12 protein-coding genes are annotated in these 14953 nt (G+C 71.2%); 6 read left to right on the plus strand and 6 right to left on the minus strand.

The window, feature by feature from the left end; all coding sequences use genetic code 11:
* Positions 1 to 135: 135 nt before the first annotated feature.
* Positions 136 to 843 carry a haloacid dehalogenase-like hydrolase gene (locus tag ABZ470_RS01865; protein ID WP_362774039.1) on the plus strand — a complete coding sequence of 236 codons (708 nt, stop codon included), beginning with the start codon at positions 136 to 138 and terminating at the stop codon, positions 841 to 843.
* Here the strand turns inward: ABZ470_RS01865 and ABZ470_RS01870 are convergent.
* Positions 835 to 957: a hypothetical protein gene (locus ABZ470_RS01870; protein ID WP_352010328.1), complete on the minus strand. Its 123-nt coding sequence runs from the start codon at positions 955 to 957 to the stop codon at positions 835 to 837. The genes ABZ470_RS01865 and ABZ470_RS01870 overlap by 9 nt on opposite strands.
* Positions 958 to 1100: 143 nt before the next feature.
* Between ABZ470_RS01870 and pcaB the strand changes: the two genes are divergently transcribed.
* From pcaB to ABZ470_RS01885, 3 genes are all read left to right on the plus strand, one after another.
* Entirely contained in the window at positions 1101 to 2450 is a 1350-nt protein-coding gene (pcaB, locus tag ABZ470_RS01875; protein ID WP_362909349.1) for a 3-carboxy-cis,cis-muconate cycloisomerase, read from the plus strand.
* Between the two features lie 141 nt (positions 2451 to 2591).
* Complete coding sequence (locus tag ABZ470_RS01880; RefSeq protein WP_362774295.1) at positions 2592 to 3554, plus strand: LacI family DNA-binding transcriptional regulator; 963 nt, start codon at positions 2592 to 2594, stop codon at positions 3552 to 3554.
* Between the two features lie 134 nt (positions 3555 to 3688).
* Positions 3689 to 4249 (plus strand): RICIN domain-containing protein, encoded by a 561-nt coding sequence (locus ABZ470_RS01885; protein ID WP_362909351.1) that lies wholly within the window; start codon positions 3689 to 3691, stop codon positions 4247 to 4249.
* A 5-nt stretch (positions 4250 to 4254) separates the two neighbouring features.
* On the opposite strand, the gene ABZ470_RS01890 is transcribed toward ABZ470_RS01885, so the two are convergent.
* Positions 4255 to 5478: an MFS transporter gene (locus ABZ470_RS01890; protein ID WP_362909353.1), complete on the minus strand. Its 1224-nt coding sequence runs from the start codon at positions 5476 to 5478 to the stop codon at positions 4255 to 4257.
* A gap of 44 nt (positions 5479 to 5522) precedes the next feature.
* On the opposite strand from ABZ470_RS01890, the gene ABZ470_RS01895 reads away from it, so the two are divergent.
* Positions 5523 to 6503, plus strand: a complete 981-nt coding sequence (locus ABZ470_RS01895) for a winged helix-turn-helix domain-containing protein (protein ID WP_362909356.1) — start codon at positions 5523 to 5525, stop codon at positions 6501 to 6503.
* Between the two features lie 323 nt (positions 6504 to 6826).
* Here ABZ470_RS01895 and ABZ470_RS01900 read toward each other — a convergent pair whose 3' ends face one another.
* Together ABZ470_RS01900 and ABZ470_RS01905 are read right to left on the minus strand one after the other, a co-directional pair.
* Positions 6827 to 7603, minus strand: coding sequence for an AMP-binding protein (locus ABZ470_RS01900; RefSeq protein ID WP_352010323.1), 777 nt, complete (start codon positions 7601 to 7603; stop codon positions 6827 to 6829).
* A 650-nt stretch (positions 7604 to 8253) separates the two neighbouring features.
* Complete coding sequence (locus ABZ470_RS01905; protein ID WP_362909358.1) at positions 8254 to 10734, minus strand: tetratricopeptide repeat protein; 2481 nt, start codon at positions 10732 to 10734, stop codon at positions 8254 to 8256.
* Positions 10735 to 10955: 221 nt separating this feature from the next.
* Between ABZ470_RS01905 and ABZ470_RS01910 the strand changes: the two genes are divergently transcribed.
* The gene (locus ABZ470_RS01910; protein ID WP_362909360.1) at positions 10956 to 12944 is read left to right on the plus strand and encodes an ABC transporter ATP-binding protein; all 1989 of its coding nucleotides are present in this window, start codon (positions 10956 to 10958) and stop codon (positions 12942 to 12944) included.
* Here the strand turns inward: ABZ470_RS01910 and ABZ470_RS01915 are convergent.
* Together ABZ470_RS01915 and ABZ470_RS01920 are read right to left on the minus strand one after the other, a co-directional pair.
* Positions 12932 to 14449, minus strand: a complete 1518-nt coding sequence (locus ABZ470_RS01915; protein WP_362909362.1) for a penicillin-binding protein 2 — start codon at positions 14447 to 14449, stop codon at positions 12932 to 12934. The genes ABZ470_RS01910 and ABZ470_RS01915 overlap by 13 nt on opposite strands.
* A gap of 85 nt (positions 14450 to 14534) precedes the next feature.
* Positions 14535 to 14945, minus strand: coding sequence for a MerR family transcriptional regulator (locus ABZ470_RS01920; RefSeq protein WP_352010319.1), 411 nt, complete (start codon positions 14943 to 14945; stop codon positions 14535 to 14537).
* Between the last annotated feature and the right edge of the window lie 8 nt (positions 14946 to 14953).

Genomic DNA, 14953 nt, shown 5'->3' on the forward strand with positions numbered 1-14953 from the left:
CTGTCGTCGCGACATGGTGGTGGGCGGGATGTTCAAAAATGAACATTCGTCCGCAGAACGAACTTACACATACAGGACGCATGCTGACCACGGTCTTCTCTTCAATGGGGCATAGCACCTCATACGATGTGATTCGTGCGCACTCTCGTTCTGTGGGACATCGATCACACACTGCTCGCCGTCGGACCGTTGACCAGAACGATCTACGAGAACGCGTTCACCACCGTGACGGGCCGGGTCCTGGCCGCGCACGGACTGCCCTCCTTCGCCGGGAGGACCGACCGGGCCATCATCACCGAGACACTGCTGACGCACGGCATCGAGACGTCTGAGCCGCTGCTCCAGCGCCTGTGCCACGAGTTCGCCACCGGCTTCGACGCACGCATCCACGAGATCCGCGAACACGGCCGTGTCCTGCCCGGCGCCAGGGAGGCGCTCAAGGCCCTGGCCTGCCGTACCGACGTGGTGCAGTCGGTGCTCACCGGGAACATGCGGCCCATCGCGGTCAGCAAGCTCGCGGCGTTCTCCCTGGACGAGTACGTGGACTTCGAGGTCGGCGCCTACGGCCTCGACCACGGCGACCGCCCGCCCCTGGTACGGCTCGCGCAACTACGGGCGGCCGAGAAGTACGGCGAGCGGTTCGACGAGCACAGCACCGTCCTGGTCGGCGACACCCCGCACGACGTCCTGGCCGGGCACCACGGCGGCGCCAGGGTCGTTGCGGTCGCCACGGGGGCGAGCGACGAGGCCGCGCTGCGCGAGGTGGGAGCCGAACTGGTCCTCACCGACCTGTCCGACACCCCGGCCGTGATCGCCTCCATCCTCGGCACCGCCTCAGCGTGACCCGAGCAGGGCGGCCCGCGCCACGTCGTGACCGGGGAACGCCCGGCCGGGGACCCGGATCAGTACATGGTCGAGACGCTCGGCCCTGCCGATGAGGATCTCCAGGCAATCCATGCCGACATCCTTCCTGAACCACCCGAAAGCAACAGCCCGAAACCACACCGGGTGCCGACATCCGGGAAGGAAGGCACTTCCCCGTCAAAGAGGTCTTCTCTATTTGTCCCTACGCCTCCTCCGGAGCGTGACAGGCTGTCGCCATGACATTTCTAGAGGTGACCATGACCTCGTCAGCGCGCCATGGACTGTTCTCGGGGATGTTCTCCAGGGGCGGCGCGGCGCCCGAGGTGTCGGACGCGGCGTGGCTGGCCGCGATGCTGGACGTCGAGGCGGCGCTGGCCGCCGCGCAGGCGAAGGCGGGGCTGGTGCCGTGGGAGGCGGCCTCCGCCGTACGGGAGGCCTGCGAGCCCGAGCGGTTCGACCTGGCCGAGCTCGGCCGCGCGGCCGTACCGACGGGGAATCCGGTGATTCCCATGGTCGCGGCCCTGCGCGAACGGGTCGAGCCGGAGGTCCGGCGGTTCGTGCACTACGGCGCGACCAGCCAGGACATCAACGACACGGCCTCGATGCTGGTCGCCTCGCGTGCCCTGGCACCGCTCACCGCCGACCTGTCGGCGTGCGCGAGCGCGTGCGCCCGGCTGGCCGTCGAGCACCGGGACACCGTGATGGCCGGACGCACGATCCTGCAGCACGCCGTGCCGATCACCTTCGGGCTGAAGGCGGCGGGCTGGCTGAACGCGTTGAACCAGGGCCTGGCCGCGCTGACCGACCTGCGCCTGCCCGTCCAGTACGGCGGAGCCGCCGGAACCCTGGCCGTGCTGCGTGGACGCGGTCACGAGGTGCTGCCGTACCTCGCGGCGGAGCTCGGGCTGGCCGAGCCGGTCCTGCCCTGGCACACCGACCGCACCCCGATCGCCCGGCTGGCCTGCGCCCTCGGCACCGTGGCCGGGACGCTGGGGAAGATCGCCACCGATGTGAAGCTACTGTCCCAGCCGGAGATCGCCGAGGCGGCCGAGCCGTCGTCGCCGGGCCGGGGCGGTTCGAGCGCGATGCCGCACAAGCGCAACCCGGTCGCCGCGATGTCGGTTCTGGCCTGCGCACAACGCGTCCCCGGGCTGGTCGCCACCGCGCTCGGCGGCATGCTCCACGAGCACGAGCGGGCGGCCGGGCCGTGGCAGGCCGAGTGGGAGACGCTGAGCGACCTGCTCAGGCTGACCGGGAGCGCCGCGGCCTGGCTGCGTGAGGCGCTTGAGGGGATGACCGTGGACACCGGGCGGATGCGGGCCAACCTGGGCGCGACGCGGGGGCTGATGATGGCCGAGCACGTCGTCGTCAGGCTCGGCGGCACCCCGAGGGCCAGGACGCTGGTCGACGCCGCGTGCGCCAGGGCCTCCGACGAAGGCGGCACGCTGCGCGAGACGCTGCTGGCCGATCCGGAGATCGCCCTGACCCCCGGCGAGGTGGACGCAGCCCTTGACCCGACCGGCTATCTCGGATCGGCCGAGGCGTTCGTCAACCGGGCGCTACGCGCCCACACGGACAGGCCATAACAGCCATAATCTAGACACAGGGGGCGGGGGTGTCCGTTGCGGGACGACATTGTCGAAAAAATGGGTCTGGGCGATGATCGGGCCGTGACCGACCGCCCCCATCGCCGTCCCGCCACGGGCGGTTCCCGAGGCCGTCCCACCATGAAGGACGTCGCCGCGTCCGCCGGGGTGGCGCTCAAGACCGTCTCCCGTGTCGTCAACGGCGAACGCGGGGTCAACGCGGTGACCGCCGAACGGGTGCGCTCGGCCATCGAACGGCTCGGCTACCGTCGCGACGAGAGCGCCAGAGGGCTGCGCGGCGGCCGTACGTCGAGTGTCGGCCTGGTGATCGAGGACGTGGCCGACCCGTTCTACTCCGGTGTCAGCCGGGCGGTCGAGGACGTCGCCCTCGGGTACGGCTCGCTGCTGCTCAGCGGTTCCTCGGGGGAGGACCCCCGGCGGGAGCGCGAGCTCGTCCTCACCTTCTGCTCCCGGCGGGTCGACGGACTGATCATCGTGCCCGCCGGAGCCGACCACGAGTACCTCAGGCCGGAGTTGGAGGCGGGCACGCCCGCCGTCTTCGCCGACCGGCCGGGAGGCCTGGAGGCCGACACCGTCATCTGCGACAACGCGGGCGGCGCGTGCTCCGGCGTGACCCACCTGATCAGGTACGGTCACCGCCGCGTCGCCTTCATCGGCGACAGCGCGTCCATCTTCACCGCCGCGGAGCGCCTGCGCGGTTACCGGCGGGCCCTGGCCGAGGCCGGTCTGCCCGCCGACGACTCCCTCATCGCGACGGGTCCCCCCGAGCGGGCGGGGGCGGCACTGGCCAGGATGCTCTCGGAGCGGACCCCGCCGACGGCGCTGTTCACCGGCAACGGCCGGGTGACGCTGGCCGTGCTGCGCACCGGGCACCGGTTGCCCATGGTGGGCTTCGACGACTTCGAACTGGCCGACCTGCTGGTGCCGGGGGTGAGCGTGGTCGCCCAGGACCCGGCCGGGCTCGGCAGGACCGCGGCCGAGCTGCTCTTCCGCCGCATCCAGGGCGACCCCGGTCCCGCCGAGCACGTCGAGCTGCCGACCAGGCTCATCCCCAGGGGGTCGGGAGAACTGCCTCCCCCCTGACCCCGCGGGGTGTTCTGGGCCGGATGTCGGCCTGAGAACACGACACAGAGCCGTCACACGACGTGACTCACCGAAACGCTCCGTCATCCGTGCTAATAAGTGCAGGTCGATCTTTCAGAGCACCGGGAGACGTGATGGGGCCCATCCGCGCAGGTCGTGCCGTCGCCCTGGCGGCCGCCTTGATCACCGTCCCCCTTCTCGGCCCGTCCACGGCCGTCGCGACGGGTGGTGCGGCGAGAACGGGTGAAACAGGAACGAAGGCGGGGTTCCGGTTCAGGGCGAGCCTGGTGGCCCGGCACAGCGACAAGTGCCTGGACGTCGAGAGGGTCAGCACCAGGAACGGCGCCGACCTCCACCAGTGGACCTGCCTCGACGACCAGCCCAACCAGGAGTGGAACCTGGTCGCCACCAGCGACGGCTACTACACCCTGAGGGCGACCCACAGCGGCAAGTGCCTGGACGTCGAGGGCGTCAGCACCAGGAGCGGCGCCAACGTCCACCAGTGGACCTGCCTCGACGACCAGCCCAACCAGGAGTGGAAGCTCCTGCAGCGCGACAGCGGCTACTTCATCCTGGTGGCCCGGCACAGCGGCAAATGCCTGGACGTCGAGAACGCGGGCACCGACGACGGCTCCGGCATCGACCAGTGGACCTGTGTCTACGGCCGGCCCAACCAGGAGTGGCGCCTCGCCTGAGCGGGTCACGACGCCCCGGCCACGGGCCCGGGCCGCAGGTGCCTCCAGAGGACGAGGGCGGAGACGATCACGGCGACACCCGCCCCGGCGACCGCCAGGCTCGGCGCGACGACCTCGGAGACTCCCCCCACCAGGGCGGCGCCGACCGCCTGACCGGTCATCAGGCCCGCCCCCGCCAGCCCGAACGACTGCCCCCTGACCCGCTCGGGAACCGCCTCGACGAACCTGCGCTGCAGGCCGAGCTGACAGGCGCCGCTCGCCGCGGTGGCCAGCAGGAGCGCCAGCCCGGAGACGGCGAGTCCCGGCGTGAGCGCGAAGGCGAGCAGCGGCAGCCCCGACAGCACCGCCAGCGGCGCCGCCAGCCGCTCCCGGGTGTACGGCGCGGCGAACCGCCCCATCAGGAGGTTGCCGACCGCCAGCCCGACACACGCCGCGGCCAGCGCGACCCCGGCCGTCTCCCCCAGGTAGGGGACGAGCATCGCCTCCGCCCCGGACAGGAACGAGGTGGGCAGCCACTGGGCGAACAGCAGCCCACGCACCCCGGGGTCGGCGAGCAGGTCCCGGTTGACCCGCAGCGTCTCCGCGACCGCGCCGCCCCGCTGTACACCGCGGGCGGGCAGGTCGGACAGCCCGGCGCGCAGCACCAGGGCGGAGAGCACGGACAGCACGGCGGTCGCGGTGAGCGCCCCCGCCGGCCCCGCGACGGCCAGGACACCGCCGCCCAGCCCCAGTCCGGCGATCTGCGCCCCCGCGGACGTCATGGACAGCACGGACCTGGCCAGCACGAACGTGTCCCCCGGCAGCAGTTCGGGAAGCAGGGCACTGCGGGCCGCCCCGAAGACGGGTGAGAACAGGCCCGTCACCAGGACGAGCACCAGCATCATCCAGACCGGCATCCCGGTGAGGGCAAGCAGCAGGCATGTCACCACCCGGACCAGCTCCCCGACGATCATCAGGGCGCGCGGCCGTATCCGGTCGGCGAGGGAGAGCAGGAACGTCCCGCCGACCGCGTACGGCAGGAAGGCCAGCATGTAGGCCATCGCCGACAGACCCGGCGAGCCGGTCCTGGCGTAGACCAGCGCCGCCAAGGCGAGCATCTTGACCTGGTCTCCGACGACAAGGAACGTGAAACTGCCGAACAGCACCCGGAACTGCCCGTTGGCGAAGACCTCGGAATAGGTCGCGCCGTCTTTCCCCGTGAAGAGCATGGGCACGATGCTGGGAGACACCGGGGCGGCAGGCTAACCTTTCGACCATTCCCGAAAGGTGCCGAATGGGATATCTCATCAAGGTCAGTCCGCAGGACATCGTGACCAGCAGGTTCGCGATCTCCCCGCTCATGGTGACCAAGCAGGCCCTCTGGCTGCTGTCGGGCAAATGGGAGGCCGGGGTGTGGCTCTCCTGGATACGCCAGGCGCGCGAGCCGTACGGCCGGCTGCTGGCGGAGCGGCCGGGACTCGGCCCGATGGTCTCGCTGTTCCGCGAGCGGCACTACAACGCCGACTTCCCCGCGCCGCCGCCCGACGGGGTGAACACCTCCTTCGAGACGGAGCTCTCCGCCGTACGGGCGACGCCCGCCGCCCAGGCGCACCAGGAGATCGCCAGGAACCTGGAGGGCATGCCCCGGCCCCCGGAGGCCGTCCTTGACGTGTTGTTCTCGCCGGGCGTCGTCGAACTGTTCGCCGACGCCCTCGAAGCGGTCTGGGCCCGGATCGTCTCCCCCATCTGGCCGCGCGTCCACGCGATCCTGGAACGGGACGTGGTCCAGCGGGCGGGCCGGCTGGCCACCTACGGCTGGGCGGCCGCACTGGACGACCTCAACCCCCGGGTGCGCTGGCGCCCCGAGGGGGTCATCGAGGTCGCTCCGGGCGGGCAGGAGGTGGCCCTTGAGGGGCGGGGGCTTCTTTTCGTGCCGTCCCCCTTCGTTTCCGGGGTCAGCTCCTACCTCGAACAGGCCTGGCCGTACGCGATCGGATATCCGGCGCGGGGCACGGGGATCACGCATGAGACGCCGGACGGCCTGGCCACGCTGATCGGCAGGACCAGGGCCCGGGTCCTGCTTGAGCTGGCGGTTCCCGCTACGACCAGCCAGCTCGTCCGCCTGCTCGGCCTGAGCCTCGGCACCGTCGGCGGCCACCTGGCCGCCCTGCGTGGGGCGGGCCTGGTGACGGGCAACCGCACGGGGCGCGGAGTGCTGTATCACCGCACCGCCCTGGGCGACTCGCTGGTGAGCCCCTCGGCTCCCCTGCCGTGACCGACCGCCGACCCTCCCCGGCCCCGTCCACCGGGGGAGGACCTCGGCCTGTCCGCGGCCCCGTCGTGCCCCCTGTCCGCCCCCGCTGTAGGAGGTCAGGTGGGCAGGGCCCGCCACAGCCGTCCAACCGTCGTCACATGGTCTTGCCGCCCCTTCGGGGTCGAGGCTCCGAAGGGCCCATGGAGAAGATGACAACGTTGTCAGAGGCTGTACACCAATCAACGCATCCGTCAGCGCGAGACGTCAAGGCATAGTCGGATAACAACACGTGCCCGTCCCTCCGCAGCCGCCGCCCGGGAGCGGCGGCGGCCGGCACGGCCCGGTCACACACGCTGGACCGTCCCGTCGAGCAACGTCAGCACGGTGACACCGAAGTCATGGATCGTCGCCGACAACTCCTGCGCGGCCAGGCCCGGAGCGACCACGACCAGGGAGCCGCGCATCAGCGCCAGCCCGATCAGGGTCGCCAGAGCCAGGGTCGAGACCAGCGGCCAGGTCACCAGCAGGACGTCGGACTTCTCCAGCGCGACGAGCTTGTCCAGCTCGCACATCCGCCAGATCAGATCTTCATGGGTGAGCACGCTTCCGTCCTCGACCCGCAACGCGGGCTGCACGGACGGATCGAGGGACGGCAACGGAGCCGGGGCGAGCAGCAGCAGGTCGGCGAAGTCGACGGTGTCACGCGCCTGACCGAACGCGATCACCTGCCGCACCCGGGAGTCGTCGGCCGCCTGTAACGAGCTCTCCGCCAACCCCGGGGTGGTGATCAGGAAGCGGGCGTCAAGGCGGATCAGCAGGTCGCCCATCCGTCCGTTGCCGGACGCGATGGGCGCCGCGACGAGACCCGCCGCGATGACGGTGTGCACCGCCAGGACATGGGCGGCCACGTTGTCCACGTGGATCCCGGCCACCTGCCGTCCCCTTGCGCCCCTCCTGACCAGCCCCGAGGCTCCTCGCGTCACCTCCTCGGCCAGGCGGCGGTGGCTGTAGACCACCCCCGCACCGAGATCGATCAACGCGGGCCGGTCACCTCGCTCGTGCGCGCAGCCGAACACCGCCTCGGTAACGGTGCCCCTTATGGACGAGGAGGTCGGTCTCATGCCGACGACCGTACGGGCGGCGGCTCCGGCCCTGCATCGACAGATATATGTAAATGAGTGTGTATCCGGGCTGGCCACGTCCGATGCCCCTTTCCCCGACCAGGCGTTTTCGTGATTCACCGAAAGACGGGTGGCCTGCGGAAACATCGCCGATCCGGAATGGGTTCCGTGATTCGCGGCGCCTTCTGCGGCACTGACGGGGAATTCGAACCGGCCGCCGACCGGCGGGAAATCGCAGAGGAAGACATCGGGTCTCTCACCGGCGCGGGAGCCTTCACGCGCGGGCCTCTCACGCGGACGGGGCCCTGCGACGTGGGGCCCTTCACGCGTGCGGGTCCGAGCCCTGCGCGGCTCGGACCCGCTGCCGCATGTCCCGTGGCCTTCGGTCCCCACCCCTCCGAGGAGACCTCGACCGTCGAGAGGGACACGCGACGTTCGCGATGTGCCCGACCGAGACGCCTGGGATGGTGTGGGCCTGCCGTACCTGACCGCTGTGGCGGGTGTGGCGCGGAAGGCGGGGCGTCATCGGTCGAACACGAGGAAAACGTACGGCTACCTGCTGCTTCTCCGCATGCGCCGGAGTGCGTATCCCGAGGTGTATCTACGTGGCCGTCGATGTGTAGTTCCTGTGTGTAGGCGGAACGTCACCCTCAGACGCGATTGTGCTCCACGACCCATGTGGCGACCTGGGTGCGGGAGGAGAAGCCGAGTTTGGCCAGGATGTTGGCCACATGCCTGGCCGCGGTCGCGGGGCTTATCACCAGTTCGTCGGCGATGGCCTTGTTGCTCAGCCCCCTGGCGATCAGCTCGGCGATCTCCCACTCACGCCCGGTGAGCGTGGTCAGCGGGGCGGCCACCGGCATCCTTCCCGTCGGCAGCGGCGTCTCGGCCCGGTCCTCACCCTCCAGGGCGTAGCGGACCGCCTGCTCCTGGGTCATCCCCTTGCCGAGCGCCCACAGCTGGGCGACCAGCGTGTCACCGAGACGCGCACGGGCCGGCTGGAGCAGCTCCTCCATCCGCGCGCCGAACCCGGACGGCATGGCACTGCCGCTCATCGCGTTCCTGATCGCGGCGGAGGCTCCCGCCAGGCGCACGGCCCGGTGGTCGTCCTCCTCGGCGAGGGCGAGCTGGGCGAGCGTCTCGATCCGCCGGGCGACGCCGAGCCGCTGACCGGTCCTGCGACACAGGCGCAGGCTCTCGGTCAGCCTGGCGCGGGCGGTCGTGAGATCTCCCTGGGCCAGGGCTATCCGCCCCAGGCCGGACAGACAGGTGATGGTCTGCCAGTGGGCGGTGATGTCCTTGAGCTGGTCGAGGGCCTGTTCGTAGTGGGTGCGGGCCTCCAGCAGGTCGCCCCGCGTCCAGGCGACCTGGGCCAGGCCGATGAGCGCCACCGGGGTGGCCCAGTGGTTGTCGAGACCGCGGGCGATGGCCAGCGCGGCCTCGAAGGAGCGCTGCGACTCCTTGGCCCGCCCCTCCGACAGCGCGAACGTCCCCTCCATCGAGCGGATCACCATCTCGTGCCAGGGGTCGTCGACCTTGCGCACCGCCTCCAGGGCCTCATCCAGCAGGCGCCGGGCCTTGTCGGGGCGCCGCTGGTAGATGGCGACCCAGGCCAGGATGGCCAGCGCCCCGCTGAGCGGTCCGTGCAACGCCGTCGCCCGGCACAGGTCGGCCGCCTCGGAACAGGCCTCGTACGCCTTGGCGGGGTCGCCCTGCCCGAAGGCCACCTGCCCGCGCAGGACCAGGGCGTCGCCGCGCACCTTGGGAGGGAGCGCCGCGGACTTGTCGGCGGACAGCAGGCGCTCAAGCCACTCGTCGGCGGGGGTGAACCGGCCGCCCGCGATGGTGGGCCAGCGCAGCAGCACCAGCAGCCGCAGCGCGTTCTCCGGCTCCTCCACCTCGGCCGACCAGCGGACCGCGGCCCACAGGTTGCTCTGCAGCTCGTCCAGCAGCACCAGCACCGGGCAGATCTCGGTCCAGGTCGGGCGGGGAGACCTGACGATCAGCTGGTGCACGCGGCCGGCGATCACGGCCATGTGGTCACGGTGCCGCCGCCTCAGCTCGTGCTCCTCGCCCGCGATCTCCAGCTGTTCGGCGGCGTACTGGCGGATCGTCTCCAGCATCCGGTAGCGCGTCTCGCCCGCGACCTCGGCGTCCGCCAGCACCAGGGACTTGTCCACCAGGCCGCACAGGACGCTCAGGACGTCCTCGGCCCACAGACCGTCACCGTCGCAGACCTTCTCGGCCATCTCCAGCGTCCATCCGCCGGTGAACACGGCCAGGCGCCGCAGCAGGATCCGTTCCGGCTCCTTGAGCTGCTGGTAGCTCCAGTCGACGGTGGCCCTGAGCGTCTGGTGCCTGGCGGGAGCCGTACGGTCTCCCTCGGAGAGCAGCCGGAACCTGTCCCTGAGCCTGGCGTGGATCTGCTCGACCGTCAGCACCCGGCACAGCGCGGCGGCCAGCTCGATGGCGAGCGGCATCCCGTCGAGCGCCCCGCACAGGCTGGCGATCTCGTCGGCGTTGCCCGCGTCGAGGGTGAATCCGCGCACGGCGGCTCTGGCCCTCCTGACGAAGAGCTGCACGGCCTCGCTGTCCATGGCGTACTCGTGGCCGTCCGCCTCCGGCAGCGTGAGCGGCGGCACCCGCCACACGGTCTCCCCCGCGACCCGGAGCGGCTCCCGGCTGGTGGTGAGCACCCGCACCTCGGGACAGATCGTGAGCAACGTCCTGCAGAAACGGGCGCACTCGTCGATGAGCGACTCACAGTTGTCGATCACCAGCAGCATCTGCCGGTCGGCGAGCGCGTCGAACAACGTCTCGGAGAGCGAGCGGGACGGCTCGGCCTTGATGCCGAGCACGGAGGCGACCCGGGGAGCGATCAACTCGTCGCCGGCCGCCTCGGCCAGCTCGACCAGCCACACCCCGCCGGGGAACCCCGCGGCCAACCGGCCCGCGACGTTGATCGCCAGCCTGCTCTTGCCGATGCCTCCCGCCCCGCACAGGGTCACCAGGCGGGCGACGCCCAGCAGCTCGACGAGTTCCTCGGCGTCGACCTGACGCCCGACGAAGTCGTTGGGCTCCAGGGGGAGGTTCCCGCCGGTCGGAGAAATGTGCGCGGTGTCCTGTGTCATCGGCCCTTAACGAGATCGCGGGGCAGCAGTCACAGAAAGTGTGACACTAATTACCGTGTCGTGCCCAGGCTTAGCACCATTTCAGATGCTCGGATTTCCTGACTCTCCCTATTGGGACACCGTAATGAATTCACCATCGGGCCCGCCCGCCGTATCGCCACTACTGACCGTGACCGGTCAGCGGATGGCGGATCGACGGTCGGGCGATTCACACTGCAGGCATGCCGGACACTCCCTCGGACCACGATCCAGCCTCTCCCCCCTCTCCTCGGCTCGCCCCCGACTCCCTGCCCGTTCCGCCCGCCCCCGGCCCCGCCCATGAACCTGACGCGGCGTCCGGTCCTGGCAGGACGGCCACGCCGGTGCTCGGCGAGCTCAACCTCTCCGACTGGTACGCCCACGCCGACACGATGACCGACGTCGGCTTCCTGGCCCTCTCCAGGCGGCTGCCCGCCCTCGTCGCGCAGGCCGTACGGCTCGGCTGGCTGGCCAGTCCCCGCGACATCGTCGTCACTATCGGGCTGAGCCTGCTCGGCGGCGCGTTCACCGCGTTCGGGCTGCTGGCCACGACCGGGGTGCTCTCCGCCCTGTTCGAGGCGGGCCCGACCCCGGAGCGGGTCGTCGCCGCCCTGCCCAGCCTCGTCCTGGTCGGCGTCGCGGGCATCCTGCGCACCCTGATGCAGGCGGGCTCCGGATGGGCGCAGTCCCGGCTCGACCCGCAGGTGAGCCGGGTCGCCGAGGAACGGCTCTACGGGCTGACCGGCCAGGTGAGCCTGGCCGCGTTCGACGACTCGGACTTCCACGACTCGCTCCAGCGCGCCTCCTCACGCGGCGTGACGACGGCGGGGACGATCGTCAGCACGACCATCAACGTACTGACCGCCTTCATCGGGATCGTCTCCGCGGCCGGGGTGCTCGGGGTGCTCCATCCGGTCCTCCTGCCGCTGCTGGTGCTCGCGGTGCTGCCGGACGCCTGGGCCGCGGTGCGCACCGCACGCATGCGCTACACCACGATGTACGCGATCATTCCCGTCTCCCGGCGCAAGTGGATCATCTCGGAGCTGCTGGCCGAGCGTGCGGCCGCCGCCGAGGTGCGCTCCTTCACGATGCGGGACTTCCTGCTGCGGATGTACGACGCGGTCGCCACCGCCGAGCAGGACGTCAGGCTCGACCTCGCCCGGCGGCAGACCTTCGCCAAGGTGGTCGGCGAGGCCCTCGGCGGGCTCGGGGCGGCCCTGGTCTACGTGGCCCTCGGGCTGCTGCTGGCCTCGGGCGCGGTGGCGCTGGCCGTGGCGGGCACCGCCGTACTGGCGATCCGGTCGGGGCAGACCTATCTGTCGAACCTGATGTTCGCCACCAACCGGCTCTACGAGGAGGGGCTGTACTTCACCGACTTCCTCGACTTCTGCGCCGAGGCGGAAAGGCGTGTCGGTCCGGCACGGCCTGACGCGGCGCCGGAGACGTTCGAGCGGATCACCGCCGAGGACGTCGTGTTCACCTACCCCGGCGCCGAGACGCCCGCGCTGCGCGGGGTCTCCGTGCACATCGACCAGGGCGAGGTGATCGCCCTGGTCGGTGAGAACGGCTCGGGCAAGACCACGCTGGCCAAACTCCTGGCCGGTCTCTACGAGCCCGACGGCGGGCGTGTGCTGTGGGACGAGACCGACCTGGCGGGAGTGGACCAGGACGGGCTCAGGCGCAACATCGCCGTCATCGCCCAGGACCACACCCGCTGGCCGCTGACCGCCAGGCACAACATCGGCATGGGGACCGACAGGGGCGAGGAGACGCTGGCCGCCGCGGCGAAGGTCGCCGGGGCCGACCAGGTCGTGGCCGAGCTGCGGCACGGCTACGACACGCTGCTCGACAGGAGGTTCAAGGACGGTCAGGAGCTGTCCGGCGGGCAGTGGCAGCGGATCGCCATCGCCCGCGGCTTCCACCGGGACGCCCCGCTGCTGATCTGCGACGAGCCGACCGCCGCCCTCGACGCCCGTGCCGAGCACGCCCTCTTCGAACAGGTCAGGCGGCACGCCGACGGCCGTACGGTGTTGCTGATCACCCACAGGCTGGCCAGTGTCCGCTACGCCGACCGGATCTACGTCCTGGACCACGGCCGGGTCGTCGAGCAGGGCACCCACGGCAAGCTGATGGCCCTCGGCGGTCTCTACGCCGATCTGTACGGCCTGCAGGCCGAGGCCTACTCGGCCTGAACCTCCCGCGGTTCCTCCCCGACCTCCCGCGGTTCCTCCCCAGGGGAGGAGGGCGCGAGTACGGCCCGCATGACGGCTCTGGCGATGGGGGCCGCGACCTCGCCGCCCGAGCCGCCGTGCTCGACGAGGACGCCGACCGCGACCCTGGGCGCGGTGGCCGGAGCGAATCCGGTGAAGACGGCGTGGTCCCCTCCCGGGACCCCGTTCTCCGCGGTGCCGGTCTTCGCGGCCACCTCGACGCCGGGGATGGCGGCGGCCTCCCCGGTGCCGCCGGGCCTGGTGACCGTGACCATCATCGCGGTGAGCCGGTTGGCCTCCTCGGCGTCCAGCGTCCTGCGGTACGGCGAGGGGGCCGCCCCGTCGACCAGCGCGCCGTCCGCGAGCCGGATCTCCTCGACCAGGTAGGGACGCATCAGCGAGCCGTCGTTCGCGACCGCCGCCGACATCATGGCGATCATGAGGGGAGTCGCCCTGGTGTCGAACTGACCGAGCGCGGACATGGCGGTCTGCGCCCGGTCCATGTCCCGCGGGTAGACGCTCCGCGCGACCGGCATGGGGACGGTCAGGTCGTCGGCGTCGAAACCGAACGCCCGGGCCTGATCACGCAGTGTCTCCTGCCCCAGGGCCATGCCCAGGTTCGCGAACGGGGTGTTGCAGGAGAGCTGGAAGGCGTAGGCCAGCGGTGCCCTGCCGTTCCCGCACGGAGCACCGCCCGCGTTGCGCAGGTAGGAGGCCGTCCCCGGCAGGCGCAGGACGGCCGGCGCGCGCAGGCCGGTCGTCGGACGGTATCTCCCCGAGCCGAGCGCGGCGGCACTGGTGACGATCTTGAAGGTCGAGCCGGGCGGGTAGCCGCGCCGGATCGCCCGGTTCAGCAGGGGTTCGCGAGGGTCGTCCCGCAGCCGCCTGTCCGCCCGCTCCAGTCCCACGGCGTCGGGGTCGGTGTAGAGGTTCGGGTCGTAGGAGGGGTAGGAGGCCATGGCCAGGATCGCGCCGGTCCCCGGTTCGATGGCGACGACCGCCCCGGGCCGTCCCGTCGCGCGCAGCCCCTCGTAGGCCGCCCGCTGCGCCGCGGGGTCGATGGTGAGCCTGATCGTCGCCCCCGCCCGCGTGCCGTCCAGCAGCGCGCGCAGCTTGACCCGCGGGTCAGTGCCGGACAGCACGGCGTCCTGCGCGCGTTCGAGCCCGGTGGCACCGTAGATCGACAGATGCCCGGTGACCGGCGCGTACGGCGGCCCGCCCGGGTAGAGGCGCCGGTACCTGTGTCCCGCGGTCTCGTTCTCGACGCTGGTCGCCACGACGGTGCCGTCGCGCAGCAGGATGTCCCCCCGGAGCCCGTCGAGACGTGTGATCACCACGCGGGGGTTGCGAGGGTCCTCAGAGAGTCTGTCGCTCCGGAAGGCCTGGAGATAGGTCACGTTGGCCAGCAGCGCGAACATCATGGCTCCGCACGTCAGGGTGACGTGCCGGAGCGGAATGTTGATCCGGCGCGCGCGCGGTGCGGCCATCGCCCCTCCCCCGGTCCCGCTTCCGGTTTAACAGGCGAAGCGGAAAGAAGGGGCAGGTGCGGAGCAAAGCCGCTGTACGGCTTCGTCAGGCCCTGGAGACGAGCGGCTCGCAGGCGGGCGGCAGGTCGGCCACGTCACGGTAGTAGCCGATCTTCGCCTGGACCGCCCGCTGCTTCTCACGCAGGTTGGCCACCTGCTCCTCGACCCGCCTGTCGTGGGCTTCGAGCAGCGCGACCCGATCGGGAATGGTGTGGTCGCCCGCCCTGACCAGTTCCGCGAAGCGGAGCATCTCGGCGATGGGCATACCGGTGTCCCGCAGGCACCGGAGCGTGCCGAGCCAGCCGACATCGTCCTGGGTGAACCTCCGCTGCCCGGCCGCGTTGCGGCCGACCCTTCCCAGCAGGCCGATCCGTTCGTAGTAGCGCAGGGTGTCGAGGCTGAAACCGGTCTCCTCGACCACCTGTCCCGGCGTGTAGACACTCACGTCCGGCAGCATCCCACCTG

This window comes from Streptosporangium sp. NPDC020072, assembly GCF_040631445.1.
Taxonomy (GTDB): Bacteria; Actinomycetota; Actinomycetes; order Streptosporangiales; family Streptosporangiaceae; genus Streptosporangium.

Coding starts and splice junctions, on each gene's coding strand:
- pcaB (WP_362909349.1), top strand. CDS start 1,101: ATGACATTTCTAGAGGTGACCATGACCTCGTCAGCGCGCCATGGACTG.
- ABZ470_RS01915 (WP_362909362.1), bottom strand. CDS start 14,449: ATGGCCGCACCGCGCGCGCGCCGGATCAACATTCCGCTCCGGCACGTC.
- ABZ470_RS01905 (WP_362909358.1), bottom strand. CDS start 10,734: ATGACACAGGACACCGCGCACATTTCTCCGACCGGCGGGAACCTCCCC.
- ABZ470_RS01900 (WP_352010323.1), bottom strand. CDS start 7,603: ATGAGACCGACCTCCTCGTCCATAAGGGGCACCGTTACCGAGGCGGTG.
- ABZ470_RS01880 (WP_362774295.1), top strand. CDS start 2,592: ATGAAGGACGTCGCCGCGTCCGCCGGGGTGGCGCTCAAGACCGTCTCC.
- ABZ470_RS01920 (WP_352010319.1), bottom strand. CDS start 14,945: ATGCTGCCGGACGTGAGTGTCTACACGCCGGGACAGGTGGTCGAGGAG.
- ABZ470_RS01870 (WP_352010328.1), bottom strand. CDS start 957: ATGGATTGCCTGGAGATCCTCATCGGCAGGGCCGAGCGTCTCGACCAT.
- ABZ470_RS01895 (WP_362909356.1), top strand. CDS start 5,523: ATGGGATATCTCATCAAGGTCAGTCCGCAGGACATCGTGACCAGCAGG.
- ABZ470_RS01910 (WP_362909360.1), top strand. CDS start 10,956: ATGCCGGACACTCCCTCGGACCACGATCCAGCCTCTCCCCCCTCTCCT.
- ABZ470_RS01885 (WP_362909351.1), top strand. CDS start 3,689: ATGGGGCCCATCCGCGCAGGTCGTGCCGTCGCCCTGGCGGCCGCCTTG.